The sequence below is a fragment of the Pseudarthrobacter sp. MDT1-56 genome, from assembly GCF_059383555.1.
The window spans coordinates 1-26,887 of record NZ_JBWZCK010000021.1 but is presented as its reverse complement, the minus strand read 5'-3'; the positions used below and the strand labels follow the sequence as shown (position 1 = coordinate 26,887).

Below are 26,887 nucleotides of genomic sequence, written 5' to 3'. Positions count from 1 at the left end.
GTGTGTTCGTCGGCTCCGGCATCTTCAAGTCCGGCAACCCGGCCCAGCGTGCCGCCGCCGTCGTGAAGGCCACCACCTTCTTCGATGACCCGGAAGAGATCGCCAAGGCCTCCCGCGGCCTGGGCGAGGCGATGGTCGGCATCAACGTGGACGAAATCCCGCAGCCGCACCGCCTCGCCGAGCGCGGCTGGTAACAGCAATGTAAAGGCGAACAAGCCGGTGCACCGGTCCTGAGACCGGAAACCGGTTCTCACTGCCGGCAGGTGTCGTGGAACTCCCTGCCCAGAGGGCAAGAAGTGTGGCTCGCAGAACGGGCAGAATGTCGGCTCCGGTGGCGGGTTAGCTCAACTTCTACGTTGCCTTCGTCGACGACGTCCAGCGGCGCGAGCGCCACAAGGAAACCATCGGGATCCTCGTCCAGGCCCAGTCCGTACTTGAGATCGCGGTACTCGTGCCCGGTCCGTCAGCGGATCATCGCCAGGCGATCGGTCTGGGTAATCCGTATGGTCCCGGGCAGGGTCGAGAGCCAGTAGTCCGTGGGTTCGTCGCGTCCTGCGGCCACTCAGAGGAGCCATTTGGGGGGTGTCCCTATGTTTTGGTCAAGCTGCCTGAGGAGTTTTTTCCTGGTAGAGGGTTCCGGTTTTGAGCATGGCGAAGAGGACGTCGCAGCGGCGCCGCGCGAGGCAGATGACGGCGGCGTTGTGTTTCTTCCCTTCGGCGCGTTTCCGCTGGTAGTAGGCCTTGGAGAGCGGGTCATGGCACGAGGCTATCCAGGCGGACCTGAAGAGCGCGTTCTTGAGTTCTTTGTTGCCTGAGCGGGCAGGGAATTCCCCGCGGATGGGGGTCCCGGAGCGGCGGGTGACCGGTGCGATGCCGGCGTAGGCGGCGAGATGACCGGCGGTTTTGAAGCTGCTTGCGTCGCCGATGGTCAGGAGTATCGTCGCTGCGGTCTTGATGCCGAGTCCCGGCATTGACATCAAGACCCGGGAAAGAGGGAAGTCGTCCAGTAGCTTTTCGACTTCGTCGGCCACGATGGTCCGCTGGTGTTTGAGTTCCTTGATCTGCGCGGCGACGCGCGGAATGACCAGCTCCACGGCCTCGGTCCCGGCGACGGTTACCGTCTGCTCGCCCAGGGCGGCGAACACGGAGTCAATGAGCGCGGTCGGATCTTTGCGGCTGTGGTTGCGGGCCTAGCGCAGCACGTTCCCGCGTCCCGCGGCACGAAGACCGGTAGGGCCTGCATATTTGATCAGCAGTTCCAGGACCAGCGGACGGGTCAGGACCGTGCCGGGAAAGGCGCGTTCCAGGGCCGGGAAGATCTTCAGCAGCAGGGACCGGAGCCGGTTGATCGCGCGCGTGCATTCGTGGGTCAGATCCGTATCGAACCCGGAGAGCACCTTCAGTGCCGAGAGGACCTCGCTGTCACGGTCGACCGCGCGCAGGGTGTGCGGCATCGCCCGGGCTGTCTCGGCGATGATGAACGCGTCACGGGCATCAGTTTTCGATTTCCCGGGATACAGGTCCGCGGCTTTGCGCATCGCCAGGCCGGGCAGATAGGCGACTTCGCAGCCGCAGTCCCGGGCCACTGCCACGGGAAGCGCGCCAATCGTGTTCGGCTGGTCCACGACCAACAGCACGTTCCCATGCTGCTGCAACGTCATGAAAAGCTCCCGCAGCCGGGCTTCGTCCTGCGGCAGCGGCTTATCAAAAAGACGTTCGCCGGCGCGGTTCAGCGCGGTGGCGTGGTGGTCGCTCTTGCCGACATCGAGTCCGCAGTAGACGTCGAATCTCTCATCCATATCGGCGCTCCTTTGCACCACTATATGGCCGCAGTCACGACACCCGATGCCGGCACCCACGTTACGAAGAGACCTGGACCCGTTGGTCCGGCCTTGTCCCTATCAGCGGTCAACAAGTGTCTCCGAACCCGGCGACAACACCCCCCCGGATCATTAGTGACAGGGCGAGAAAGTCATACCGGGTCCAGCGACCATGTCCCCGGCGATCGGGGACCCAATAAATGTATCGGGGGGGGAAGGGCTCCGGTGTCGTCCGGCGGCAGGTTGCGGTTCGCCGGCCGGACGCGTAGGGCAGCGAACCGGCCGGTCATGGCAGCGTTCATTTTGAGGGACGGACCTGGCTGAGATGGCACCACCACGCCACCCTCGTCACCGCGGCCCACCTCTTCGTCACGACCGTCCGCCTGGCCGCCGGCCCGAACGCCCCGGAGGCAGCGTGAGCTTCTACCGGCTCCTTGGCCGGACTTCAGACCACGGTCATCCGGCTCCTCGGCCGCTGCACCTACTGCCATCGAGCCGGACCAACCCAGCCAGGTACTACTAGCTAGGCCCAGTCGGTCGTCTTGCACCATCACCGGCGTACGCACGGTAGAGATCGATGGCGTGCGCCGACTTGGGGAAATGCTTTCGGTCCGTCGAAGGAAAGCTCACTCTGCTGATGCTTGTTGTACATTCTGTACATGACAGCCCTAACGGATATTGACCGGCAGCTCCTTTCGGCCCTGCGCGAGGATGGCCGGGCGTCTGTGGCCAGCCTCGCCCGTAAGCTCGGTGTTGCCCGGGCAACCGTGAATAGCCGGCTCGATCGCCTTCTCACTTCGGGAACCATCGTTGGCTTCACTGCCAGGGTCCGTGACGAAGTGGACCCGCTTGAGATCCACGCCATCACCCTGATCGCTGTTGAGGGAAGGTCCGCCAACAAGGTGATCCGAGAGCTGAGGGGGTTCCCCGAAATTCGGGCACTGCATACCACCAACGGCGGATGGGACCTGGTGGCGGAGCTGGCCACCGAAAACCTCGGCGGGTTCGACAACGTCCTGGGCAGGATCCGCGCAGTCGACGGCATCGTCAACAGCGAGACCAGCCTGTTGCTCAGTTCCGTACTCAGATAGTGCTCCAAGGTCGCCGCTGCAGTCGACGATCGAAGACCGGCGGAGTGCGCAGAACGGCCTGACATTCTGCGCACATTTTTAGCCATTAGAGAGCTATTCGGTCATTGTGGGCGCATATCGAAGCCGCATACCGTGAGGGCATTAGCTGTCTAATGGAAAAGGGTGACGCGAATGACGCGTTTTGTCGATGTTCACAACATGGTGCGATGGGCTGCCGGCCGGGGAGTGGAGACGATCATCTCGGAGATGATCGTTTATCTCGAAGACGATTTCCGCCGCTGGGCATCTTTTGACAAAAGTCCCCGCGTGGCCAGCCATACCCCGTTCGGGGTCATCGAACTGATGCCCACGAGCGACCACGAGACCTATGGCTTCAAGTACGTCAACGGGCACCCGTCCAATCCGGCCCGTGGTTTCCAGACCGTGACTGCGTTCGGCGTCCTGGCGGACGTCCACAATGGATATCCCACCTTCCTGGCGGAGATGACCTTACTGACAGCCCTGCGTACTGCGGCGACCTCGGGTATGGTCGCGAAGCATCTCGCCCGCCCCGGCTCCGCAAGCATGGCCATGATCGGAACCGGCAGCCAGTCTGAGTTCCAGGCCTTAGCCTTCCGGGCGGCCCTCGGAATTACCACGCTCAGGGTGTGGGACACTGATCCGGCCGCGACGCACAAGTTTGTCCGCAACCTCACGCCGCTGGGGTTCAAGATCACGGTGGCGTCCTCGGCCGCCGACGCCGTGCAGGGAACGGACGTCATCACGACCTGTACCGCTGACAAGGCCAACGCCACCATCCTGACGGCCGACCTCATTGCCCCCGGCGTCCACCTCAATGCCATCGGCGGGGACTGCCCCGGAAAAACCGAACTCGACGCGGTCATCCTGGGACTCGGCGACGTCTTCGTGGAGTTCACACCGCAGACGCGGATTGAAGGCGAGATCCAGCAAATGCCCGCCGACTTCGCCGTTACTGAATTCTGGCAAGTCTTGAGCGGCGAGGCACCGGGGCGCACCAGCTCGGAACAGATCACGATTTTTGACTCCGTCGGCTTCGCCATTGAGGATTTCGCGGCCTTGCGATACGTCCGAGACGCCGTCGACGGGTCGGACTTCTTCGTAGACATTGACCTCGTCGCCGACCCGGAAGACCCGAAGGACCTCTTCGGCCTTGTGGGCGCCTTGTCCCCGGTTAGATTTTAGGTCAGGCCTGCCCCCCTCGTGGATCCTTCCGGGTCATCGACATCCGCCTGCAGCGGGTCGGCCCCGCGCGGAAACCTTGGATCCCCGGCTTTGGGGGCTCAGGGTAGGCTCCCGGACTCCGCCAGGTACCCTCTCCTCGCGGAGCCCGCATCGCGGTAGTTCCGGATGTGCAGTCCGTCCACGAGCGCGAACCGACACAGTCAATTCGCACTGCATACGGGTCACTCACCCCGGTGTGGTTAATTGAATTCCAGAACATGAAGGCTTAGCCAGAGCACGAGTGTGTCCTCAGACTGGTCCAGGTCGATGTTGAACAGTTCGCGTAACCGTTTGAGGCGGTACCGGAGCGTGTTTTGGTGCAAAGACAACCCAGCGGCGGTCCGGGCGGAGTCCCGGGAACAGTCAAGGTAGGTCCGCAGCGTTTTTGCGTACTCTGTTCCTGAGTCGGCGTCGTATTCCATGATTTTTTCGGCGGCTGCCGATGTGAGGTGAGGTGTCTTGCGGAAATGGGCGGCCAGTTCGAGCAGCGTCAGGCGGCTGCGGACGTCGTGCGCACTCGCATAGGTGATTGAGCTCTGGCCGGAAGCGAGCATGAGCAGGACCAGGTCTGCCTCGTGCCTCGACCGGCCGATGTCCGACGCAGCAGGCACAGCAGACCCGGCCGCTATTCGCAGGCTAACCGCAAGGGATACGCGGGAGCGCTCGGTGAGCCGTCGGGCCAGGGCTTCGACGGGTCCAGACGAGGCGGGGTCGACGTCCGCGAAAAGGGCATAGATGGTGGTTCCCACCAGCACGCAATGCGCCCCTCGGCGGTGGGCTTCGCACTGGGTGGTGACAAGGTCCAGGAGCCGGACCAGTGTCATCTCCGCCGCCTGCCCGATGTCCGGTTGGAAAGCGATGACCGCGAACGGCCCGGAGTTCCGAAGTCCCAGCCGTTCCGCGATGAGTGCCGCGTCGTCGCCACCTTCTAGGAGTCTGCGGAGAAGCTCCGCGCGCTGTTGGCGGGCCAGGTCGTAGGCACTGCGTGCTCGCAGCATATGAAGGGCTGCGATATCCGCAGCCCGTTCCAACGCCTGTTCCGCGACCACGTCCAGGTCGCCGTTCGGGTCAACTACCCAGATAGAGCCGAGCGGCTCTTTGCCTGCCCGGACTGCTATGGCCAGCCGGTCGAGGGCCGGACGGACCCCCTCGATGCGGACCGCGCCCTCGGAGCGGAAAACAGAGGCATACTGGCCCGCGTTCTCCGGAAGGTAGGGAACCTGGCGTCCCAGGATACCCTGACGCCGGTCCTCATCGATCGGCTGGTGGGCGAGGGTCGAGTAGGCGAGCACCTGTTCCTGGAGATTCTCAATGGCCGTGGCGCCGCCAACCATGGCGGCGATGGCGTTGGCCAACGCGAACAGGTCGCCAACGCCCAGCGTGGACAGTGAATTGCCGGCCTCGGCTGAGGCAGTGAGCGCCGAGTCCAGGAGCGCATCCAACTGGCGCCACCCCATCTCGTCGTCGACCACGAGGAGGGCGATACCCGACTGGTCGGCGACGGCGATGATTTGCCCCAGATCCTGGGAATACTGCTTGATGACCAGCGCGCCAAAGCCGGCCGTGGCTGCGCTGCGGACAACGCCCGCTGTTGCTGGTTCTGCAGGGTGAAGTCCAATGCCCAGAAGGATCGCACCCGGCAACCCCTCCAACGGAGCGTGGGGATCGTAAAACGCAGGGCTGGTCAGGGAGAGCTCCGGCGGCGTGCCGTGGGAGCGGAGCGCCACTGCCGGGCTTGCCAGTAGCCGCAGGAGCCCGTGGAGAGTGATGCTGTCGGGGGTGCCGGAAGAGGTTGCCACGAGGGATAAAGCTAATGCCTGTTGTGGCGGAGCACAAGGCTTGGCATGAAATGTCGTGGTCTGCACCGAAGTCAGCAGCCCGGGGCCCAGCAGATAGTTGACGCATGTCACTTTCACTTGAAGCTGGACCGGTCGCCCGACAGGCCGCAGAGGCAGCAACAGCAGCAGCAGCCAAGGCCGGCGTCCTGGTGGTGGATGAGCATGACCGCGATCAGCTCCGGGACGTCGAAGGGCTCCTCATCGCGATCTGGGGCATGTCCCCCCACGGAGCTCCTATACCGTTCGACCTGTTGCGCAGTATTTCGCATGCAGGGTGCAACGTTTCCGCCGCCTACGATCCGGGAGGACAACTTTGCGGGGCAGCTGTCGGGATTGTTTCACCCGGCGGGAGCGCGACCTACTCGCTGATCGCCGGGGTCCTGCCCGGTACCGGCGACAAAGGCGTCGGGTTTGCCCTGAAACAGCACCAGCGGGCCTGGTCGCTGGCACGGGGCATCGAATCGATGACGTGGACTTTCGACCCGCTGGTCAGCAGGAACGCCCGCTTCAACCTGACCAAGCTCGGGGCAGTGGCATCCGAATATGCCCAAAATTTCTATGGCGAGATGCAGGACGACATCAACGCCAATGACGAGAGCGATCGGCTGGTCGCAGTCTGGCCGCTGTCGTCGGCGCGAAGCATCGATGCCAGCCACGGCCGAATGCAGGATTTGGAACTGAGCGCTGCCGCCGTGGGAAACGTGCTGGAGTACGGGCCGGATCAACAGCCGGTTCTCCTTGAAGCGGAAGGCACGATCTGGTGCCGGGCACCCCGGGACATTGTCGCGATGAGGGCCGCGGCCCCAGAACAGGCCAGCCAGTGGCGGAGCGTGCTCCGCGGGATCCTGGAACCCGCCCTTGCCTCGGGCTATATGGCCTCCGGCGTGACACGCAGCGGCTGGTACCGGCTGACCACAACCGACCAGGCATAACCCACCCCAAAGGAGCACCAATGCGTACCAATTATCGTGCAGTCAAGGCCCGAACAGTCTTCGCCGCTGCCGGGCTGGCCCTCGCCTCAGGACTAACGGCCTGCGGGGCAGGATCAACCTCGGCCGCGGAGGTGAAGACTTTTTCCGCAGCCGATGTCGACCCCGCCGCCGCAGCCGCCCTTCCCGAGCGGTACAAGGCCGCAGGGGTAATTAAAGTGGCCTCGGACATCCCGTATCCACCCATGGAGATGTTCGATGAAAATCAGCAACTTACCGGTCTGGACTTCGACCTAGCCCAGGCCCTGGGTGCGAAGCTCGGGGTGAAGCTTGAGCTGCAGACCCAGGCGTTCGACAGCATCATCCCCTCCCTGCAGTCGGGCAAGAACGACATCATTATGTCGGGGATGAACGACACCCCCGAGCGGCAGGAATCCCTGGATTTCGTTGACTACTTCCACGCGGGATTCTCCATTCTTGTACCCGAGGGCAATCCGAAGAACATCACCACAGTCCTTGACCTATGCGACACGGACGTCGCAGTGCAGAAGGCAACCGTTCAGGCCGAAATTCTGCGCAGCTACGACCAGCAGTGCAAAGACAAGCGATCCAGCCCGATCCGCGTTTCGGAACTCCCGCTGGAGACGGACGTGCAGACTGCGGTCCGTTCAGGGAGGGCCTCCGCCGACGTCGTGGACTCGGCAGTGGCGGCGTATGCCGCCAAGACAGCCGGTGACGGCAAGATCTTTGACCTCGTAAAAGACCCCGCTAACCCGGCCGGATACAATCCCGTCCATACCGGAATCGGTGTGCTGAAAAAGGATGCGGAACTTTCCAAAGCCCTGCTGACAGCCCTCCAGGCGCTCATCGCCGACGGCACGTATGACAGCATCCTGGCCAAGTACGACCTCTCCGACTACAGCGTCAAGGAAGCCGGACTGAACCTGGGGGGAACCAAACCATGAAACAGGGCACGACAATAGCGGCGCGGCCGGAAGGACCGGCACCGGCAGGCCCCCACCCCACCGACGGCGCCGGTTCAGATGACGTCGTGGCCGTTCCACTTCGACACCCCTGGCGCTGGGTAGGAGCAGCAGTGCTGGGCATCAGCTTCGCAGCTCTGGCATCTTCCCTGTGGGCCAACCCCAACATCGACCACCGCACGATCAGCAGCTACCTTTTTCACCCGCGGATCCTCGGCGGCGTAGGCCTCACACTTATGCTGACCGTGGTCTCCATGGTTGTATCCACCATCTTGGGCGTCCTGCTGGCCGTCATGCGGCTTTCCAAGAATCCCGTGATGAATGCTTTCGCCTGGTTCTACGTCTGGGTCTTCCGGGGTACACCGCTGCTGATCCAGGTCGTTTTTTGGGGCTATCTGGGGCTGCTCTATGCGCAGATCTCTCTCGGCGTTCCCTTTACTGACTTCACCGTATTTTCCGTGGACACCAACACGCTGGTGCCTGCGTTCACCGCCGGTCTCCTGGCCATGACCCTGAACCAGGCCGCATACTCGGCAGAGATCATCCGGGGCGGCATGCTCTCCGTGGACACCGGACAGCATGAAGCCGCATCGTCCCTGGGTATGTCCCCGGCCTTCACTCTCTTCAGGGTGGTGCTCCCGCAAGCGATGCGGGTCATCATCCCGCCGATGGGCAACGAGACAATCTCGATGCTGAAAAACACGTCGCTGCTCTCCGTCATCGCGGTGCTGGAGCTTTACACCGTGGCCACCCAGATCTCCTCCCAGAACCTGCGGCAGGTGGAGCTGCTAGTAGTGGTCAGCTGCTGGTACCTCTTCCTCACCTCGGTGCTATCCGTTCCCCAGTACTACCTGGAACGCCACTACGGCAGGGGCAACGCCCGCCAGCAAAGCCCCACCCCCCTGGGCAGGATCCGGGCAGCCCTGCGCAAAACCCCGATCCACGCCGTATCGAAAGGACCCCAGCCATGACCGAGGCACTGGCCTTCCCACGGCATCAGGAACACCCCGCGCCCGCCCGGCCGCTCCTGGTCGCCACCAACGTCCGTAAGCACTACGGCGGAGTCGAAGTACTGAAAGGCATTTCTCTCTCTGTCAATGCCGGCGAAGTCATGTGCCTCCTCGGCCCGTCCGGCTCCGGCAAGTCCACCTTCCTGCGCTGCATCAACCACCTGGAACGGATCGACGGCGGCAGGATCTCCGTGGGAGGCGAACTGGTCGGCTACGCGCAGCGCCAGGACCGGATCTTCGAAATGAACCCCCGCGAAGTGGCAAAGCAACGCAGCGGCATCGGAATGGTGTTCCAGCGTTTCAACCTCTTCCCCCACATGACCGCCCTGGAAAACATCTGGGCAGCCCCGGTAGGGGTCAAGAAAGTACCGAAGCAACATGCCATCAAGCGGGGAATGGAGCTATTGGACCGTGTCGGCCTCGCGCACCTGGCAAAGGCCTATCCCGCGCAACTCTCCGGCGGGCAACAGCAGCGGGTTGCCATCGCCCGTGCCCTGGCGATGGATCCGCAGCTCCTTCTGTTCGATGAGCCCACCAGCGCACTTGATCCGGAACTGGTCGGCGACGTCCTGGATGTGATGCGCACCCTGGCCGCTGACGGGATGACCATGATCGTCGTCACCCACGAGATCGGCTTCGCCCGCGGCGCCGGGGACAGTGTGGTCTTCATGGACGGCGGCGTTGTGGTGGAATCCGGCGCCCCCGCCGACGTGCTGGACAACCCGCAAAACCCGCGGACTATCGCCTTCCTCGAAAGCGTCATGTAAGCATCCGGTCCCTACAAACCCGGCGCACCAGCGGCGTCCACATCCCACAGACAGTGAGCCCCTCAATGAAAATTTCCCGCGCCACCATCACCCTCATCGATGTTCCCTTACTGGAACCCTTTGTGGTCTCCTATGCCACCTATGACTCAATGCCGAGCATCATACTCGCCCTCGAAACCGACGACGGAACGATCGGCTACGGCGAAAGTGTCCCGGACGGACACATCACCGGAGAGACGCCCGGGGGAGTGGTCGAGGCACTCAAGACCGAACTCATCCCAGCGATCCTGGGACTGGACCCACGCGACATCACGGCAGTCCACCAGCAACTAAACCGCGCACTCAAGGGCTGCGGTGCCGCGAAAGCGGCTGTCGACATCGCCTGCTGGGACTTGGCCGGAAAAGCTGCCGGCCGGCCGATCTACGCGCTGTTGGGCGGACGCCGGCCCGAACAACCCACCATCGCCAAGGTCCTGAGTATCCTTCCACCAGGGGTCCTCGCCGAACAGGCAGTCCAGGCCCGAAGCCAAGGCTACCGCCACCTGAAGATGAAACTGGGCGGCGACGACGGCCTGGACATTGAACGGGTGCGCGCTGTCCGGTCAGCTATCAACGACGACCTGGCCATCCGCGTGGACGCCAACCAGGGCTGGTCCGATCCAGTCACAGCACGGGCCATGATCCGCGCCCTAGAGCCCTACCGGATCGACTGGGTGGAACAGCCGATCCTGGCCGATGACATCGACGGCTTCAAGCTCCTCCGCCAGGACACCAGCACTTGTCTCATGGCCGACGAGTCCGTAGTCCACGCCGGCGACCTGGCCCGATTCGTCCAAGACCGATCAGTGGACATGGTGAACCTCAAACTCATGAAAAGCGGCGGCATCACCCCCTGTCACCGCCTGGCCACCCAAGCTGAACTCGGCGGCCTGAAAGTCCAGATCGGCTCCATGCTGGAAACCAGCATCGCCTCCGCCGCCGGATTCCATCTCGCCCTCAGCCACCCCAACATCGTCTCCACCGAGCTCTCCGGCCCCATGAAATTCACCAAGGAACCCGGGAACCTCCAGTACGTCCTGCCCGAAGTGCACATCACAGAGGGACCGGGCCTAGGCATCGACGTCGACCAGGACGTTCTGGCGGAACTGACCGTGAGCGAATGCGAAATCAGCCGGTGACCCGCGAAGAGACGCGCCGTCGTCGTCTTCAGGAAATATGGACACACTTGCACCACCACCCCGAACCCAGCATGAAGGAGTACGGCACCGCGGACTACCTGGCCGAACTGCTGGGAACTGCAGGTTTGACCATCAGCAAGTTCGGGGCCATTCCCGGCTTCACCGCCGATGTTGGACAAGGCAGGCCGCGCATCGGCCTCAGGGCAGACATGGACGCCCTGGTGCAGGAAGTAGCGGGAAAAACCGCAGCTGTCCACTCCTGCGGGCACGACGCGAACATGGCAATTGTCGCTACCGTGATGCTCGAACTGGCAGAACAGGCAGACCAACTGAAATGCGCAGTGCGCGCCATCTTCCAACCAGCCGAGGAACTCGGCAACGGGGCAGACCTCGTGGCAGCCCTCGGCGTAACGGACGACCTGGAGTACCTGTTCGGTGTCCACCTGCGCCCGCAAAGTGAACTTCCGGCCCCCTTCCTGGCCCCGTCCATCTCGCACGGTGCATGCCTCTTTGCGTACGGCACGATCACAGGAGATGACCACCACGGGGCAAGACCGCACCTCGGGGCTAACGCCGTAGAAGTGGCACTCGAAATTTCGGCAAGGCTCAAGCGTCTCAAGGTCGATCCGCAGGTCCCCAGCTCCGCCAAGATGACCCTGCTCCAGGCCGGCGGAGGGAACCTCAATGTCATCCCGGGCAGCGGCACCTTCGGTGTGGACCTTCGAGCCCAAACAAATGAAGCTATGTCGACGCTCCACACGGGCCTCGTCGGGGTATGCCGGACAGTGGCCGCCGAAACCGGCTCGGAAATCAACCTCGACTTCCGGGACGCCGTGCCCGCGGCCATCATTGGAACAAAAGGCGAAGACGCCCTCGCATTTGCCATCACCACGACACTAGGCAGCGATCACCTGAAGCCCGGAATCGTGACGTCCGGATCGGATGACTTCCACTTCTACACGCTACGGAACCCCGCCCTCCAAGCCGCCATGCTCGGCGTCGGCGCAAACGTCCAGCCCGGGCTGCACCACCCGGCCATGAGCTTCGAGGCGGCAGCTTTGGAACGCGCCGTGGGCGTCCTCAACGAGGCCTGCCACCTCGTCGCGGAACCTTAAGCTGCTTAGCGGCTTTGCCTAGTGGTTAGAGTCCGGGGCCTTACGCCGGCGGCCCGGAGATTATCCGATGCACGCTGTCCCTCTGAGACGGCGTGGCCGGCGGAGATCGCTCATGCTCGCCCGGTGGCCTCGTCAAGTCTCGGGGACGGCCCAGCCGAACAACAGGCACTCCCCAACGAAGGACACATCGGCGCAGCGCTGGAATGGGCCGAGCCCGAGACCCCGGCGGCGCAAGACCCTTAAGGACCCCGGAACCCATTCGGTTGCTTCCCGTCTCCGTCCACAGTCAGAATTCGGTGCCAATTTGAAGGGCTCCCGGCAGGGCCTGCCGGTCCCCGTGTCAGGGGAATACCGGGGCCATGGTGTACGTTGCATTTCGGTCCGATAAAGCGTGGAGAAGAGAATCAAACAGTGACAACCGATTTCGACGAAGTACGTTCCGAGGTAGAGGAAACACAGGACCGCTCTCTGGAGGCGCTGCAGTCCGCCAACGCTCCGGACGCCCGCAGCGTTGTCCGCGACCTGGACGAATCGGACGCGCTGGATGACACCATGACCCCCGGCGGTGAGTTTGTCGCCGAGGAACTCATCGTTCAGGTCATTCCACAGGCCCAGGACGAGTTCACATGCTACTCCTTCTTCCTGGTCCGCACCGCTCCCAGCTCGCACGCGAAAACGGCGGCCGCCCGCTGCATCGAATGCGAAAGCTACAGACCTACAGACGATAGTGCATCCCTGAAGTGTGGACCTGCGGGAACCTTCCGGCGGCCGGGCTGGCAAACGCCGAGAGGTTTTCCGATGCGAGGTAGTAGTTCGCCGTGTTGATGCGGGTCTGCGAAATGAGGATGACAAGCAGACCGACAAGACGCCTCCTCATGAAAGCAGAACCTGGCGATGGCGCGCCAGCCCGTCCAGAGCCCCCTTTGAGCGCCAGCTTGTCATAATCCGTTATCGTCGTCGAAAACTGGCGAGGGAGAGCCCTCAATTGTGCGATAAGCGCCTCGCTTCAAGCGCCATAGACAGCGGAGCTCAGCTGTTCAAAGTCCACGTCAAAGTCGGCGGGTTCGCACCCGAGGGCCCTCTCCCTAACGAGGCTTGGGAAGCGCTCGAGACCTCGGGCAGTCCCGTCGTAATCCACGCCGGTTCTGCCCCACTGGCCGGGACCTTCACGGGACCCGAACACGTGCGTGTCACGACTACATCTAGGGTCGACAGGGCTGAGCCTCAGAGCCCCGCCACGAATTGTTCCATGGTGCGTTTGGTTTCCATGACGTCTTCGCGGGAGAGGCGGCGGAATGCGGCGGTCACGGCGTCGGCGAGGTCGAAGTCCTGGTGGACTAGCCATTGGGCTTGGAAGCCCGTCCCAAATGCGGACTATCTCTCGGCCGAACCGCTCGGGGTCGACGTCGGGATGGGCGAGGCCGTTGTCCTGGCGGATGCAGCTTGGCAGCATAGGCCGAGGACAGGCGGTGGTGCTCTGCGATGTACTCATGCGCCGGATGAGTCGGGTCGGAAGCGCGCGCCAACACTTCCGTGACTAGCCGTAGCCGGTTTGGTTCGCCCAAACCCTGGCCGACAACGCTCGGATTGCGATCATGGTCCCTGTCGGAGGAGCCGCGGTAAGCCGCGTCGCATGTAATGGGCTGAATCGACGTCACCTTGAAGGTCATATAGTGGGAGGATCCCTAGGATTCTCTATTTCCCGTGGATAGTATCTGGGACAGAACGCCACCCTACGCGAGGGTCAGTGAGTACGTGATCGAAGCAGTTGCTGCGGTAATCGGCCGGAACAATGTCACCATACTCGGCCGGGATGATGGGCCTGTAGTGATGTTTGCCCACGGTTTTGGCTGCGATCAGGCTATGTGGCGGAACCTGCTGCCCTATTTCGTTGATGATTACCGGCTGGTCCTTTTTGATCATGTTGGTGCAGGACACTCCGACATCAGCGCCTATGACTGGGAGAAGTACGGGTCCCTGGATGGCTACACGTCGGACCTGCTGGAGATTTGCGCCGCCCTTGAACTTGAGGATGTCATCGTGGTGGGCCACAGTGTCAGCACGATGATCGCCGTGATCGCCGCAGTGCAGGACCCCAACCGTTTCTCCCACCTGGTCCTGCTTGCTCCTTCACCCCGTCATACGGATGACCCGTACGACGGCTACCTGGGCGGGTTTTCGCGGGAAGACATCGAGGGCCTGCTGGCATCTCTGGACAGCAACTATTTCGCCTGGGCCGCGGCCTTGGCGCCCATGGTTATGGGCAACCCGCAGGAGCCGGAATTAGCGGAGGACCTGCGTGTCAGCTTCTGCCGGACAAATCCGTCCATCGCACGGCACTTCGCCGGGGTAACTTTTTTTTCCGACACCCGCCCTGAACTGAAAAAGTTGCGCACCAGCTGCCTGATTCTGCAGTGCTCCGACGATCGGCTTGCCCCGCCGGAAGTGGGCGCCTACCTGCACAAGAATCTGGAACACAGCACCCTGGTGCAGCTTCAGGCCACCGGGCACTGCCCCCACGTCAGTGCTCCGGAGGAAACGGCCCGGGCGATTCTGCACTACCTCGACACCCGCTCGTGACAGGCGCCGCCGGCCCCTCCCCCGCTCGACTTTGAAGTCTTCTTTCATCAAGCTGGAGTGGGCCATGTGCACTTCCCGATGCCCCTACCGATGAGCAGACGCCGGGCGCCAAGCCGACGATGAGTTGCTCAGCATCAGCCTCTCATGGTTGATTCCAGCGCGCCGATACCCGTGATTATGACAAGCTGATCTGGTGGGGCTGGCACTACCGTGGTCGGTCACCGTGCGCGGCGCCCGGGATCTCGATGTCCCGTCTCTTGGCCAGCCCCGAGCTGGCCCAAGCGCTGCAGATGCTAGGACCGCTGCCGCGGTGGCGGCCGCGGATGCCGCCGTGCAGGAACGCATGTTCCTCGTTGGCAAGGACGGCATCAACGGTCCCGACCTTGACCAGCTGCGCAAAGAAACCATCGCAAGCATCAACGGCGCCGGTGGCTCGCACTTCGAGGATCCCGCGATCGTCAAAGCAGCCAAGGGCATGCACGAAGCCAAACTCCTGGCCGAGGGAGGGTTCAAAGGATCGGAGCGGACGCCCGTGGAACAGCGGTACGAACGCGCCGAAAAGGAACTCTTCGCCCGCATGGAGAGCGTCGGCCGCGAGATCGAGAACCGCGTCACCCGCAACGACAGCAGCCGGCTAAAAGACCAGGGTTTGAAAACTGAAACCACGTCAGCAGCCGACTACGGCTCAGCGGAACGCCAAGAAGCTTTCGCCGCATCCCTGGCAACTACCGGCGCCAACGAATCCCAAGTTCGTGGACGCCTTGCAGCAGAACGCAGCGAAGGCACCCATCCTGGTGCAGCCGTCACCATGGACAGAGTCGCAGCCAAGGCCAGAAAGACCCGCCTGGGTGCATCGGCGGGGGCGGAGAGGATCAAGGGCGGCCCTGCTCGCTAAGGCGTGGGCGATGGTCCACCATTCGCGGCTGACCTTGTACCGATAAGGAAAATCCACGGTGTCACCACGATGGTCTGTGTGTCAGGACTATTGAGTTCAGAATGTTCCGTCGAGCGCGTTGGTGATGTCGTCGATGAGGTCTTCTGAATCTTCCAGACCGATTGACAGGCGTAGGTGGCCGTACTTGAGGAATGGCTCCGGGTAGGTTTCGCTGCCTCCGCGACTCTCTGGACCTGCGTGAACGATGAGGGTTTCGTCGTGGCCCAAGGATACGGCTGTAGTGATCACCCGCAGGTTGTTCACGAAGCGGTTCTGCGCATCAGAGTCACCTTCCACCGCGAATGCGAGCATGGCGCCGTAACCGCGCCCTCCGAACTGCTTGCGCGCCAGTTCGTGCTGGGGGTGCGAAGCGAGCCCCGGGTAGGTTACGTAGGCAACTCTCGGATCCGTTTCGAGGGCAGCTGCCACTTTCTCGGCACTATGGAAGTGCTGCTTCAACCGCAGCGGCAGGGTAACGGAGCCACGCATGATCATCCAGGCGTTGAACGGAGAGATGACGCCCCCAACGGGGACGATCGAGTCGAGTCTGATGCGGTGGATATGTTCCTGGCGGCCGATGACAACACCGCCCATGGCATCGCCGTGGCCGTTGATGTACTTCGTCAGTGAGTGGATGACGAGGTCCGCACCGTCTTCCAGGGGACGGTAGAACGGCGGTGGTGTGAATGTTCCATCGATGCTCAGCAGTGCCCCGGCCTTGTGGGCAATTTCTGCCAGGCCGGCTATATCGGCGACCTTGGTAGTGGGGTTTCCGATGGTTTCTGCATGCACCATCCGGGTGTTGGGTCGAATGGCGGCGCGGACGGCATCGAGATCGGCGACATCGACGAACGTTGCTTCAATTCCGTATTTCTGAGGCAGCAGCTCGCTGAATAAACGCCAAACCGCTTCATAGGTCACGTCGGATACGACGATATGGTCGCCGGAGTTGAGCAGCGTGAAGAACATCCCGTGCAGCGCCGCGACACCGGTGGCGAAAACAGCCGCTGCTTCACCTCTTTCGAGGGCTGACAGTTTTGTCTCCAGCGCCTGCTGGTTTGCGCCGGAGTTCCGCGTGTAAACGAGACCTTCGGCGTTGGACCAGTTCATCGTGGAGGGATCTTCTGGCAAAAGGTAGGAATTCGCCATTATGAGGGGAGTGCGCAGTGCGCCGGTTCCCTGATCAATGCTGTTGCCTCCGTGGACGGCCCACGTGGATTCATGCACCGATGCCGGGAGGTGTTTATTGGGTTGTCGCTTCATGTCTATATATATTTCTTTCTGGCGTGACAGCTATTGACCGATGGGGTGTCGAGCGGGCACATGGGCAAGCAACGGCATTGTCGTTGAGAAGCCGGGGCCCGGCTCCGCTCGCGATGGCGGTCGAGGACCGAAACTAATGCGGCCACGGCGATGAGCCCGGATGCCAGGAGCAGGGGAAGGTGGACTGCCGGTGCGATGACTGCCCCTGCCAACGCCGTGCCGGCTGATCCGGCGGTGATCTTCAAGGCGCCGACCCAAACAAAAACCTGACCGCGCGCCTCAGCCGGTGCATACTCGCTGCGGGCCGCCAACGTCGCTGCGAAGAAGTAGGAATTGAGTACGCCGGCGAAGCAGTAAGCCGCGACGACGACGGGAAAGGCCCCAGCGACAGCTACCCCACACAAGGCGACCCCGACGGCCGCGCCCAGCCAGGTTATTAGCGGGTCCGCATCAGTTCGCAGGGGCCGGATCGTCACCCCAGCAGATCCTAGAAGGCCGCCAAGTCCGTACGCCGCTGTGAGGATTCCCGCAGCAGCCGGTTCAACGAGGAGTTCCTCGGTGGAGGCGACCGCGGTGATGGGCAGCGCCGCGACAGACAAGGCGATGATGACAGTCATGTAGAGAGTGCGGCGCAAGGGGCCGCTTGAGACCATCACCAACAGTGTCCGCCCGGGGCGGGGAACTTCAGAGGGGACAGCAGCAGGAGGCGAATAGGGCAAAAGCCTGACTGCTGCGGCCGCGACAAACGTTGAGCCTGCCAGGATCAACGCCGCCAGGGCAGGATCCGCCCAGGCCGAGACAGCCGCCACCAGGGAAGGCCCAACGGTGCCGCCGATGCCGTACGTGGCAACGTCCCATCCTTGGGCGCGCCGCTGGCTCGTTCTGTCACTGCCCGCGATCGCAGCCAGTCGGCTGCTGATGCCGCCCGTCAGCAGGGGGCCAACCAGCCCGGACGCCATGAGCAGCAGGCCAGGGACAATCGGCCACGTGACCGGATACAGAAGCACAGCAGCCGCAAGTGTGACCCCGTGCGCCAGGCAGGCCCAGGCGATCACTGTCCTGCCGTCACGGGCCGTGTCCAGACGCCTGGCGATGAGGGGACCAAAGAGGTGCGGTGCCGTGATGCAGGCGCCAAGGATCCCGGCCAGCCAGCCCGGGGCTCCGCTGGTGGTCACGAGCAGGACGATGGCGACGACAGCGCCGCCGTCCGCACTGCGGGCCAGCGTGGCTGCAAGGACGTAGCGGGCAAGACCTCCGGGAGGGGTGGACCTTCCCGGATCCTGTCGGGTCTGGGTTTCGCTGCGGGGAAGACTCACGGCTTCCTCCCTGAAGGAACCGTCACCGATTATGCCTCCAGCCCAATGACGCGGATGGCCTCGGCCACCTTGTCCCGCCCTTCGCTGTCCAGTCCGCGCAGCGGCAGGGGCAGCGGCGCAGACGATACGAGTCCAAGGTCTTCGGCCAGGGCTGCGATAACGCGCAGGCTGCCATAGGTGCGAAAGAGCGACCACAAGGGTTCGAGCTTTGCGGACGCTTCCAATGCCAGATCGCTCCGGCCGGCCACTGCGTGATCGACAATGGTCCTGGCCTGCCGGGGGAGCACCCCTGCGATGACCGAGTACCAAAGGTCGCAGCCGGCAAGCAGCGCTTCAGCTGCGTCCCAGTCCCCGCTGATACCTACTGTTGTTCCCTGCGGCAGGCCCGACCGGAGCTCGCCCAGGCGGGTGGCAACTTCTCCGGCAGGAGGCGGCGGGATCTTGATGGACGCAATTCCCGGAATCCGGGCAATCCGGGCGTGCAGGTCATCGGTGAAAGTGAATCCCGTGGTGCCGGGGTTGTCGTAGACGACAATGGGAAGCGTCGATTCGGCGGCAACGTCTTCGTACAGGCCGAACACTTCCGCCTCGGTGAGTCGCTGGTAGGAGACGGGGGCCAAAAGCAGAGCCGATGCGCCGGCAGCGTGCGCGTCCTCGGACAGCACCAGCACATCACGGGTACGTACTGCCCCCACGCCGGCAAGAACCGGAACGCCGCCAGCGGCGTCAATTGACGTCTCAAGGACAACGCGACGCTCGTCGCGGGACAGGTAGGCGTAATTTCCCGTCGAGCCAAGAACACCCAGGGAATCCACACCGGCCTGGGCAACGCGGGTGACCAACTTGGCGACGGCGTCCAGATCGATGCTTTCACCGTTCATAGGCGTAAGGGGGAATGCACTAAGGCCGTTGAACATGGAATCCTGCTTTCGGACGGCTGCGCAGCCGGGCTGAACGCAGCGTGGAGATGTTTACGCTTTTCATGCTCCCTAATCCCTTGGTCCTACACTAGGTCCAAGAATGACTAACTCGGGAGGTCCAATGGGAGAAGCGGAAATACCTATCGAGCTCGACAGGCGGAGCCCTGTCTCCCTGACCGCGCAGGTGGCCGGCCAGCTACGCGGGGCCATCCTCAATGGGCTCCTTCAACCCGAACACACGCTTCCCGCGACCCGCAGGTTGGCCACGGAACTGGGTGTTTCACGGGGGGTGGTGGTCCGGGCGTTTGAGCAATTATCCGGCGAGGGCTTCCTCGAAAGCAGCGGAGCAGGCGGGACCAGAGTGGCGGTGCGCCCTGACATTCAAAGCCGGCCTTACAGCGAGAGAAAGCCAAACAGCAACCCGCCCCACAAGGACGTAATTGATCTAACCCCGGGCCGGCCCTCCGCATCCCCATTCACCCACCGGGAATGGCGCCATGCATGGAAAAAGGCACTCTCGGAACCGGGAACCACGCATCTGCCACCGGCCCTCGGGACATTGGCACTGAGGGAAGCCGTCGCACAACACCTGGCAGTTTCCCGAGGACTCTCCGCAGACCCCGAAGACATCATCATCACCGCCGGCACCAGCGATGCGCTGCACCTGATCGTGGCCATGCTCCGCAGCCAGCGGGATCAACCGCGCATCCTAATTGAGGATCCCGGCTACCCAACAGCCCGTCGAGTCATGACAGCCGCCGGTGCACAATTGCTCAGCGTCCCAGTGGACGAAAACGGTCTGCGAAGTTCACAGCTGGCCATTCTCAAGGAGATACCTGACGCAGTCCTCACAACGCCCAGCCACCAATACCCCTTGGGGGGCAGAATGGCCGTCCGAGAACGGCTGGGTCTGCTGAAATGGGCCGACCAACATGAGGTGCTCGTCCTGGAAGATGACTACGACAGCGAATTCCGTCACAGCAGAATGCCCCTTCCTGCCGTCGCGTCGCTGCCCACGAATGCTGACGTCGTGCTTCTGGGAACCTTTTCAAAAAACCTGAGCCCTTGGCTGCGCTGCGGATACCTGGTGGTAAGGGGCGAGGCCGGACGCCGGCTCAAAGCAGTACGTGAAGCCCTAGACACCCCGGTAGCAGGAGTGCTGCAATCAGCTCTTGCCCACTACATCCAGGGAGGCGGGCTCTCTCGACACATCACCCGTGCCAGGCGGGAGTACTCGCACCGCCGTTCCCTGCTCATGGACCGTCTGGGGTCACGCGGGGATCTGGAGCTTTCGGCTCTCGATGGAGGGCTGCATGCGGTCATCCGGTTCGAAAAACCCGATGCCTCAGAATTGGCCGCCAATGCCCTGAAACAGGGCGTCCGCGTGATACCGCTGGCTGGCTACTACACCGAACGCCCACCCATGAACGGCCTGGTCATAGGCTACGGAGCCGTCACCGACCTCCAACTCATCCAAGCCCTCAGCGTTTTGGGGAACCTGCTGGACTTTACAGGATCGCGCCGCGGATCAGCTGGTCGGATGCCGTCGGCATCCTGGGTGCCCACGCCACCACCCTGGCTGCCCGCTGGGACCCTCTGAAGGCCTCCGGCGTCGCCTGGAGTACGGCTCATTTGATGGGCGATCCGAAGCAGATGTGCCTGGCGCTCGTGGACGTGGACTGCGAAATGCAGCTCCGCGACGCCGTCACGGCCGCGCTGGCGGCCATCCCCGAAGTGGTCACGGTGGAGGAGGCCGCCAGTAACCGCGACCTCATGCTGACGGTCATTACGCCCACCCTGGCCCACTTCAGCGGCCAGGTGATGCCGCAGTTCAGGAAGATCCCTGGCCTCACCAAGTACCAGACGTCGCTGTGCACGCGGTTGCACTCCGGCGGTTACGCGTGGCGGCTGAACGTCCTGGACAAGTCGCAGAAGGCTGCGCTCCAGGCGCTGGCCGGGCCCGAGGCCTCCGGCCTGGCGCCGGCCGGAAACCAGGGTGCGCCGCTGCCGCAGAGCCACCTGGACCTGATCCCGTTCCTGGCCAGGGATGGGCGGGCGGCAGCCGCGGACATCGCCCGCGCCCTGGGTCGCAGCCCGGCCACGGTCCAGCGGCAGCTGAACCGGGTGCTGGCCAGTCAGGTGCTCTCGTTCCGGTGCGAGATCGCGCAGAAATACTCGGGATATCCCGTGACCTGCCAGTGGTTCGCCAACGTTCCGCCCGGCCAGCATGAGGCCGTCGCTGCCGAGCTGCGCACCTTCCGCAACATCCGGCTCAGTGCCTCCACCACCGGCCGCACCAACTTTGTGATCCTGATGTGGCTGCATTCCCTGGCCGACGTCATGAACGCCGAACAGGCCCTCCAGCTGCGGATCCCCGGGATCGAGCTCGTGGAAAGCGTGGTGGTGCGCACCGCCTCCAAGCGGGTCGGCTGGATGCTGAACCCGGATTCGACGGCGACCGGCGCCGTCGTTGTTCCCGCGGCCGAGCTCGCACCGACGGCCTAAAGCCCGGGGAAGCAGGCCCCGTCTGCGAGGGTCTCTTGCGGCCTAGTTCTTTTTCCAGTGCTTGGGCCACTTCACGTTCAACAGCAGCAATCCCAGCAGGAGCGCGTCAATGGTCATGATGGCGGCCATGAGGTAAGCCCAGCCGATCATCATGGGGTGCTCACCGCCGACCGGCAGCCCGAACTGAGGGGGTGCATCAGAATGCCCATGACAATCTCCTGACCTGGAATCCCCCCAGACACTCGATAGTCGTCCCAGTGTGCCACGGCGGCGCCCCGGAGGGAACGGCGCGTGCTGGCTATTTCAGCACGACGGTCCGGTTGCCCTGGAGGAACACGCGGCCTTCGCTGTGCCAGCGGACGGCGTTGGAGAGTGCCTTGCGCTCGGTGTCACGTCCGGCGGCGACGAGGTCCTCGGCGCCGAAGGTGTGGTCCACTTCCACCACCTGCTGGGAGATGATCGGTCCCTCGTCGAGCTCGGCGTTGACGTAGTGGGCGGTGGCGCCGACGGTTTTCACGCCGCGGGCGTGCGCCTGGTGGTAGGGCTTGGCGCCCTTGAAGGACGGCAGGAATGAATGGTGGATGTTGATGGCGCGGCCGTCCAGGCGGCGGTTGAGATCGTCGCTGAGGACCTGCATGTAACGGGCCAGGACCACCAGTTCGACGTCCAGCCGGTCGACGAGTTCCATCAGGCTCTTCTCGGCCGCGGGTTTGGTGTCGGCTGTGACGGGCACGTGGAAGAAGGGGATGCTGTGCCATTCCACGATGCCCCGGTGGTCCGGGTGGTTCGAGACGACCGCGACAATATCGATGGGCAGTTCCCCGATGCGGGCGCGGAACAGGAGGTCGTTGAGGCAGTGCTCGAATTTGGACACCATGATCAGGACCCGGCGTTTCGTCCCGTGGGGGCGCAGTTGCCACTGCATGCCGAACCTTTCGGCCACGGGCACGAAGGCCTGCCGGACCGACTCAAGGGTGGCCGGTCCGCCGGGGAAGTCGCCGGCCGAGGCGAAGTGGATCCGCATAAAGAAGTGGCCGGCGTCCTGGGAGTCGAATTGCTTGCTTTCCAGGATGTCGCAGCCCTGTTCCAGCAGGAATCCGGACATGGCGTGAACGAGTCCCCGCGTTTCCGGGCAGTCGAGGGTCAGAACGTATTCGTTGGTGCTGGTAGTCAGGGTATCCACGGGTCAGCACTCGATCACATTGACGGCGAGGCCTCCGCGGGAGGTTTCCTTGTACTTGGTTTTCATGTCCGCTCCTGTTTCACGCATGGTCTTGATGGCTTTGGCCAGCGACACCTTGTGGCTGCCGTCGCCGTGCAGCGCCAGCCGCGCGGCGTTGATGGCCTTCACGCTGGCGATCGCGTTCCGTTCGATGCAGGGGATCTGCACCAGGCCGCCGACGGGGTCGCAGGTCAGCCCGAGGTTGTGTTCGATCCCCACTTCGGCGGCGTTCTCCACCTGCGCGGGCGTGCCGCCCAGGACTTCGCACAGCCCGGTCGCCGCCATGGAGCAGGCCGATCCGACTTCGCCCTGGCAGCCCACTTCCGCGCCGGAGATGGAGGCGTTGATCTTGAAAAGGATTCCGACGGCGGCGGCCGTCAGCAGGAAGCGGACGACGCCGTCGTCGTCTGCCCCGGGGACGAACTTGACGTAGTAGTGCAGCACCGCGGGCACTATGCCGGCCGCGCCGTTGGTGGGGGCGGTGACGATGCGCCCGCCGGCGGCGTTTTCCTCGTTGACCGCGAGGGCGAAGAGGTTGACCCACTCCATGGCCCGGAGTGGATCGGTGACGCCGGTGTCCGCCGTCAGGGTTTGGAAGAGCGCCGGGGCGCGCCGTTTGAACTCAGGCGCCGCGGGGAGACTTCCCCGCGGCGCCTTTCCTGTCCCACGTTCCGGATCTGTTCCCGCGCACCGGCGAAACTGCGCTCCTGCCCAGTTACCTCTTCGGAGCAGGCCCGGCCACGGCGTGTCGTCTGGTCTGGACCGCTTCCTTGGCCAGTAACTGGGCGGGAGCGCGGGATCCTCCGCTCACTCCGAGGTGGCTGCCCGGCCGAGGTGCGGGCTTTGGTCCGCGGATGGCATGAGCAGGTAATCTCCGACATTGTCCGCGGGATGCAACCGGCCGGCCGCTTCTCTCAGGGAACGCACCAAATCCTGGGAACGGGCGACGAAGGCTAAATGCCGCGCTCAGTAAAGGAAGATCGGCAGCCAGTCGCGGTTGTGGGCGTGCACCAGCGCGAGGAACAGCACGAAGTCAAAGGTCAGGTGCACGGCCACGACGTAGGTGAGGGATTTCGTGAGCTTGAAGGTGTAGCCCTGCAGCAGCGCGAACGGGAACGTCAGCAGCGGACCCCAGGCCTGGTAGCCGATCTCCCACAGGAAGGACGAGAAGATCACGGCCTGCAGGATGTTGGCCAGCCAGTCCGGAAAGTGTTGCCGCAGCAGGGCGAAGGTGGTGCAGATGAAGAACAGCTCGTCCCAGATGCCAACGGCGTTCACTCCGAGGAAAAGCCGCCAGAAGATGGCCGGGTCGGAGGCGTCCGGCCAGTTTTGGTAGACCCCGGTGCTGATCAGGTAGACGGGCAGAATGAAGTAGCCGAGCAGCACGACGCCGATCAGGTACAACCTCGCGAACACCGGCCATTTCCGGCCGGTGTTCACCGGAAATCTGATGATCTTCTCGCCGTAGACGAACCGCGACACCAGCCACGGAACCAGCACGGCCAGGGCGAGGGCGCCGCCCATGAGGACCATGTGCTGTGTGCTCAGGTCAGCGTTCAGCGGAACCACGCTGATGATGACCATTCCCGCCGCGATCAGCGCGAGGTGCCGCGTCAATTCGCGGTCGATGAAAGCCGCCGTGGCCAGGCCCAAGGCAAGCACGCCGTAGCCAAGGTCATTCTCGGCGCCAAACAGCAGCACTCCGGACGCCGAGACTAGCCCCGCCGGCACCAGCTTCCAGCTGAGAGCGGTACGTTGACTTGCCGTCGAGATCGTTGTCACCCCACCAGCATGCCAGTGCCGTCCGTGGCGCGGAACGGTTCACGGGGAGTCACTTTGGGGTGCAGGCGCCGGAGAAGCCGGTCCGGCCCGAAGCCTATGCTTATGGAATGGAAAGTGTTGGCGCAAAGGACGGACCGGCGAAGGCTGTGGACCATCGGGCCCTTGCCGTCTCGGTGATCGACATTTCCTCCGATATTCGCCGGAAGTCGCTCAATGACACCGGCGTCCGGCCGCTGTCCAACGGCGTGCTGGAAATCCTCCGGGTCATCGAAGGACACCCCGGCATCACGGTCGCGGAAGTCGCGTCCCGCCTGGGCCGCCAGTTCAGCAACGTCAGCGTCCAGCTCCGCGAACTGGTCGCCGCCGGCCTCGTTACCCGTACCCGCGATGCCGCCGACAAGCGCTACGTCGCCCTCCATCCCACCGCGGAATCCCAGCGGATCAAGGCGCTCCTTGAAGGCGCCTGGGCGGAAGCGCTTGCCTCGGCAAGTTCCCGGCTGCGGCCCGAAGAGTGCGAGCAAATCGCAGCCAGCCTGCCTGCCCTGCAGAGACTCGCCGCAATCCTCGCGGAGCCCGAGTAACTCACATCACCCTCAAACCGTCCCTAAGTGCACCCACATATTAGTTATACTTGCATAAGTATTATTACTTTGAAGGGTGGACCGGGGCGTGGCAACACAGTTAGCAGATGCGGGTATTCAGCAGGGGAGCAGGCCCAAAAGCCGCTGGTGGGCGCTGGTGTTCCTGGCCCTCGCGCAATTTATGGTGGTGCTGGATGGAACCATCGTGAACCTGGCACTGCCACGCCTCCAGCTCGAGCTGGGCACCAGTGACTCGACGCGTTCCTGGGTGGTCACGGCCTACGCCCTGGCCTTCGGCGCCTTCCTGTTGCTCGGCGGACGGATCGCGGACTTCTGGGGCCGCAAGCGGACCTTCATCGTCGCCGCCGTCGGCTTTGCCGTCGCGTCCCTGATCGGCGGCATCGCGCAGCAGCCGTGGGAGCTGATCGGCGCCCGCGCCCTGCAGGGTGTGTTCGCTGCGCTGCTGGCACCCGCTGCCCTGGCCCTCCTGACCGTCGCCTTTCCGGGCGGCAAGGACCGCGGTACGGCGTTCGCGATCTTCGGCTCCATCACCGGTGTCGGTGCCGCCGTCGGCGTCCTGCTGGGCGGGTTCCTGACCGAACACGTCAGCTGGCGCTGGTGTTTCTTCGTGAACGTGCCGATCGCCATCATCGCGCTAGTCGGCGTCTGGTCGCTCGTCAGCGAAAGCAAGGCGCAGGGGTCCACAAGGTATGACTGGCCCGGGGTCATCCTGGCAGCCCTCGGCCTTGGCTCCCTCGTCTACGGCTTCACCAACGCGGAGCACGGCTGGGACGCCCCCGAAGCCTGGGGTTTCATCGCCGCCGGCATCGTGCTCATGGTGCTGTTCGTCGCCGTCGAACGGAAGGTCAAGCACCCCCTCCTGCCGCTGCGCGTGGCCACCGAGCGGAACCGCGGTGCGGCCTTCCTTGCCTCGTTCCTGTCCGGCGCGGTGCTCATCGGCGGCATCCTGTTCATCAACTTCTATATCCAGATCGTGCTCGGCTTCGCGCCGTTCCTCGCCGGGCTGGCGTCCCTGCCCATGACCGTGGCGCTGATCATCACGGCAGGGCTGGTCGCGAAGAACCTGCCGAAACTGGGAGCCAAGATCCCGACGGCCGTGGGTCCGGTGTTCATGGCGGCCGCGATGCTGTGGCTCACGCAGATCAGCGCCGAGGGCAGCTACCTCGTCAACATGCTGCCGGCGCTGCTTCTGCTGGGTGTCGGTCTGGGCATGGTCTTCGTGCCGATGCAGAACCTTGCCCTGTTCGGTGTGGACAAGGACGATTCCGGTGTGGCCAGCGCCTTGGTCAACGCCTCACAGCAGATCGGCGGCTCCCTGGGTATCGCCCTGTTCAGCACCATCGCCGCCGCGGCCACGGCCGGCGGCGCCTCGCTGGCCGCGCTGTCGACCGGCTACTCCATGGTCTTCCTCTGGGCCGCGGGCGTAGCGATCCTGATCGCCCCGATCGCCCTGCTGCTCATCAACATCGACCGCAAGAAGTTCACCGGCACCGACGGCGACGCCCCCATCGTGCACCTGGGCTGACCCCGGTGCGCGTGAGTTTAACCAGAAAGGCCCCCTCGGCGAGGGGGCCTTTCGCTTGTTGCCGTACGAAGAACGGCTCAGATCCATTTCGGTGCGGCCGGAGCTGCACCGTCGGTGGTTGCGGTGCCGGGTCCGGTGGCGGTGACGCCGCCGTGGCCGCGCCCGGCGGCCCATTCGACGACGGCGGCCAGCGGTCCGGAGACGGCTGTTGCCGACTGGGCCGTGGTGTCCCCGAAGGTGAGGCCGCGGTCCGTGACCTTGACCA

General features: G+C 63.7%; 21 protein-coding genes and 5 pseudogenes. 17 read left to right on the top strand and 9 right to left on the bottom strand.

What is annotated here, in order from left to right:
• Positions 1-194, top strand: a pseudogene (locus AC50YC_RS19220) (pyridoxal 5'-phosphate synthase lyase subunit PdxS); the annotation flags it as partial.
• A 405-nt stretch (positions 195-599) separates the two neighbouring features.
• On the opposite strand, the pseudogene AC50YC_RS19215 reads toward AC50YC_RS19220, so the two are convergent.
• Positions 600-1,799: pseudogene (locus AC50YC_RS19215) on the bottom strand (IS110 family RNA-guided transposase).
• A 305-nt stretch (positions 1,800-2,104) separates the two neighbouring features.
• Between AC50YC_RS19215 and AC50YC_RS19210 the strand changes: the two are divergent.
• The 3 genes and pseudogenes from AC50YC_RS19210 to ocd form a co-directional block, all read left to right on the top strand.
• Positions 2,105-2,239 (top strand): annotated as a pseudogene (locus AC50YC_RS19210) (IS701 family transposase); the annotation flags it as partial.
• Positions 2,240-2,479: 240 nt separating this feature from the next.
• Positions 2,480-2,911: an Lrp/AsnC family transcriptional regulator gene (locus AC50YC_RS19205; RefSeq protein ID WP_229995365.1), complete on the top strand. Its 432-nt coding sequence runs from the start codon at positions 2,480-2,482 to the stop codon at positions 2,909-2,911.
• Positions 2,912-3,082: 171 nt separating this feature from the next.
• On the top strand, positions 3,083-4,114 hold the full coding sequence (gene ocd, locus AC50YC_RS19200; protein ID WP_494954873.1) for an ornithine cyclodeaminase: 1,032 nt from the start codon (positions 3,083-3,085) through the stop codon (positions 4,112-4,114).
• A 239-nt stretch (positions 4,115-4,353) separates the two neighbouring features.
• Here the strand turns inward: ocd and AC50YC_RS19195 are convergent, their stop codons facing one another.
• Positions 4,354-5,952, bottom strand: a complete 1,599-nt coding sequence (locus AC50YC_RS19195; protein WP_494954872.1) for a PucR family transcriptional regulator — start codon at positions 5,950-5,952, stop codon at positions 4,354-4,356.
• Between the two features lie 104 nt (positions 5,953-6,056).
• Here AC50YC_RS19195 and AC50YC_RS19190 point away from each other — a divergent pair, with 104 nt between their 5' ends.
• The 9 genes from AC50YC_RS19190 (at position 6,057) to AC50YC_RS19150 (ending at position 15,448) form a co-directional block, all read left to right on the top strand.
• On the top strand, positions 6,057-6,923 hold the full coding sequence (locus tag AC50YC_RS19190) for a hypothetical protein (RefSeq protein ID WP_494954871.1): 867 nt from the start codon (positions 6,057-6,059) through the stop codon (positions 6,921-6,923).
• Between the two features lie 20 nt (positions 6,924-6,943).
• Positions 6,944-7,885, top strand: coding sequence for an ABC transporter substrate-binding protein (locus tag AC50YC_RS19185; RefSeq protein WP_494954870.1), 942 nt, complete (start codon positions 6,944-6,946; stop codon positions 7,883-7,885).
• Positions 7,882-8,874: an amino acid ABC transporter permease gene (locus tag AC50YC_RS19180; RefSeq protein ID WP_494954869.1), complete on the top strand. Its 993-nt coding sequence runs from the start codon at positions 7,882-7,884 to the stop codon at positions 8,872-8,874. Before AC50YC_RS19185 ends, AC50YC_RS19180 begins: the two co-directional genes overlap by 4 nt.
• The gene (locus AC50YC_RS19175) at positions 8,871-9,680 is read left to right on the top strand and encodes an amino acid ABC transporter ATP-binding protein (RefSeq protein WP_354348780.1); all 810 of its coding nucleotides are present in this window, start codon (positions 8,871-8,873) and stop codon (positions 9,678-9,680) included. The genes AC50YC_RS19180 and AC50YC_RS19175 overlap by 4 nt, the downstream gene beginning before the upstream one ends.
• A 65-nt stretch (positions 9,681-9,745) precedes the next feature.
• Positions 9,746-10,858 carry a mandelate racemase/muconate lactonizing enzyme family protein gene (locus AC50YC_RS19170; RefSeq protein WP_494954868.1) on the top strand — a complete coding sequence of 371 codons (1,113 nt, stop codon included), beginning with the start codon at positions 9,746-9,748 and terminating at the stop codon, positions 10,856-10,858.
• On the top strand, positions 10,840-11,973 hold the full coding sequence (locus AC50YC_RS19165; RefSeq protein ID WP_494954867.1) for an amidohydrolase: 1,134 nt from the start codon (positions 10,840-10,842) through the stop codon (positions 11,971-11,973). Before AC50YC_RS19170 ends, AC50YC_RS19165 begins: the two co-directional genes overlap by 19 nt.
• A 411-nt stretch (positions 11,974-12,384) precedes the next feature.
• Entirely contained in the window at positions 12,385-12,798 is a 414-nt protein-coding gene (locus tag AC50YC_RS19160; protein WP_494954866.1) for a DUF4193 family protein, read from the top strand.
• 930 nt (positions 12,799-13,728) lie between these two features.
• Positions 13,729-14,553 carry an alpha/beta fold hydrolase gene (locus AC50YC_RS19155; protein ID WP_494954875.1) on the top strand — a complete coding sequence of 275 codons (825 nt, stop codon included), beginning with the start codon at positions 13,729-13,731 and terminating at the stop codon, positions 14,551-14,553.
• 310 nt (positions 14,554-14,863) lie between these two features.
• Positions 14,864-15,448, top strand: a complete 585-nt coding sequence (locus tag AC50YC_RS19150) for a hypothetical protein (protein ID WP_494954865.1) — start codon at positions 14,864-14,866, stop codon at positions 15,446-15,448.
• Between the two features lie 96 nt (positions 15,449-15,544).
• On the opposite strand, the gene AC50YC_RS19145 is transcribed toward AC50YC_RS19150, so the two are convergent.
• From AC50YC_RS19145 to AC50YC_RS19135, 3 genes are read right to left on the bottom strand one after another with little or no spacing between them, the layout of a single operon-like run.
• On the bottom strand, positions 15,545-16,750 hold the full coding sequence (locus AC50YC_RS19145; protein WP_494954864.1) for a trans-sulfuration enzyme family protein: 1,206 nt from the start codon (positions 16,748-16,750) through the stop codon (positions 15,545-15,547).
• Between the two features lie 2 nt (positions 16,751-16,752).
• On the bottom strand, positions 16,753-18,066 hold the full coding sequence (locus tag AC50YC_RS19140) for an MFS transporter (RefSeq protein WP_494954863.1): 1,314 nt from the start codon (positions 18,064-18,066) through the stop codon (positions 16,753-16,755).
• Between the two features lie 29 nt (positions 18,067-18,095).
• Positions 18,096-18,983, bottom strand: coding sequence for a dihydrodipicolinate synthase family protein (locus AC50YC_RS19135; protein WP_494954862.1), 888 nt, complete (start codon positions 18,981-18,983; stop codon positions 18,096-18,098).
• Positions 18,984-19,086: 103 nt separating this feature from the next.
• Here AC50YC_RS19135 and pdxR point away from each other — a divergent pair, with 103 nt between their 5' ends.
• Together pdxR and AC50YC_RS19125 are read left to right on the top strand one after the other, a co-directional pair.
• Positions 19,087-20,586 carry a MocR-like pyridoxine biosynthesis transcription factor PdxR gene (gene pdxR / locus AC50YC_RS19130; protein ID WP_494954861.1) on the top strand — a complete coding sequence of 500 codons (1,500 nt, stop codon included), beginning with the start codon at positions 19,087-19,089 and terminating at the stop codon, positions 20,584-20,586.
• Complete coding sequence (locus AC50YC_RS19125) at positions 20,502-21,491, top strand: Lrp/AsnC family transcriptional regulator (RefSeq protein ID WP_494954874.1); 990 nt, start codon at positions 20,502-20,504, stop codon at positions 21,489-21,491. The genes pdxR and AC50YC_RS19125 overlap by 85 nt, the downstream gene beginning before the upstream one ends.
• A 298-nt stretch (positions 21,492-21,789) precedes the next feature.
• Here AC50YC_RS19125 and purU read toward each other — a convergent pair whose 3' ends face one another.
• The 3 genes and pseudogenes from purU to AC50YC_RS19110 form a co-directional block, all read right to left on the bottom strand.
• A complete protein-coding gene (gene purU, locus AC50YC_RS19120; protein WP_494954860.1) occupies positions 21,790-22,674 on the bottom strand; it encodes a formyltetrahydrofolate deformylase in 885 nt (294 codons plus the stop codon).
• A 3-nt stretch (positions 22,675-22,677) separates the two neighbouring features.
• A pseudogene (locus tag AC50YC_RS19115) lies at positions 22,678-23,331 on the bottom strand (L-serine ammonia-lyase); the annotation flags it as partial.
• Between the two features lie 348 nt (positions 23,332-23,679).
• Positions 23,680-24,495 (bottom strand): CPBP family glutamic-type intramembrane protease, encoded by an 816-nt coding sequence (locus tag AC50YC_RS19110; protein ID WP_494954859.1) that lies wholly within the window; start codon positions 24,493-24,495, stop codon positions 23,680-23,682.
• A 107-nt stretch (positions 24,496-24,602) separates the two neighbouring features.
• Between AC50YC_RS19110 and AC50YC_RS19105 the strand changes: the two genes are divergently transcribed.
• Both AC50YC_RS19105 and AC50YC_RS19100 read left to right on the top strand, forming a co-directional pair.
• A complete protein-coding gene (locus AC50YC_RS19105; RefSeq protein WP_494954858.1) occupies positions 24,603-25,076 on the top strand; it encodes a MarR family winged helix-turn-helix transcriptional regulator in 474 nt (157 codons plus the stop codon).
• Between the two features lie 88 nt (positions 25,077-25,164).
• Positions 25,165-26,622 (top strand): MFS transporter, encoded by a 1,458-nt coding sequence (locus AC50YC_RS19100; RefSeq protein ID WP_494954857.1) that lies wholly within the window; start codon positions 25,165-25,167, stop codon positions 26,620-26,622.
• 77 nt (positions 26,623-26,699) lie between these two features.
• Here AC50YC_RS19100 and AC50YC_RS19095 read toward each other — a convergent pair.
• Positions 26,700-26,887 (bottom strand): annotated as a pseudogene (locus AC50YC_RS19095) (maleylpyruvate isomerase); the annotation flags it as partial.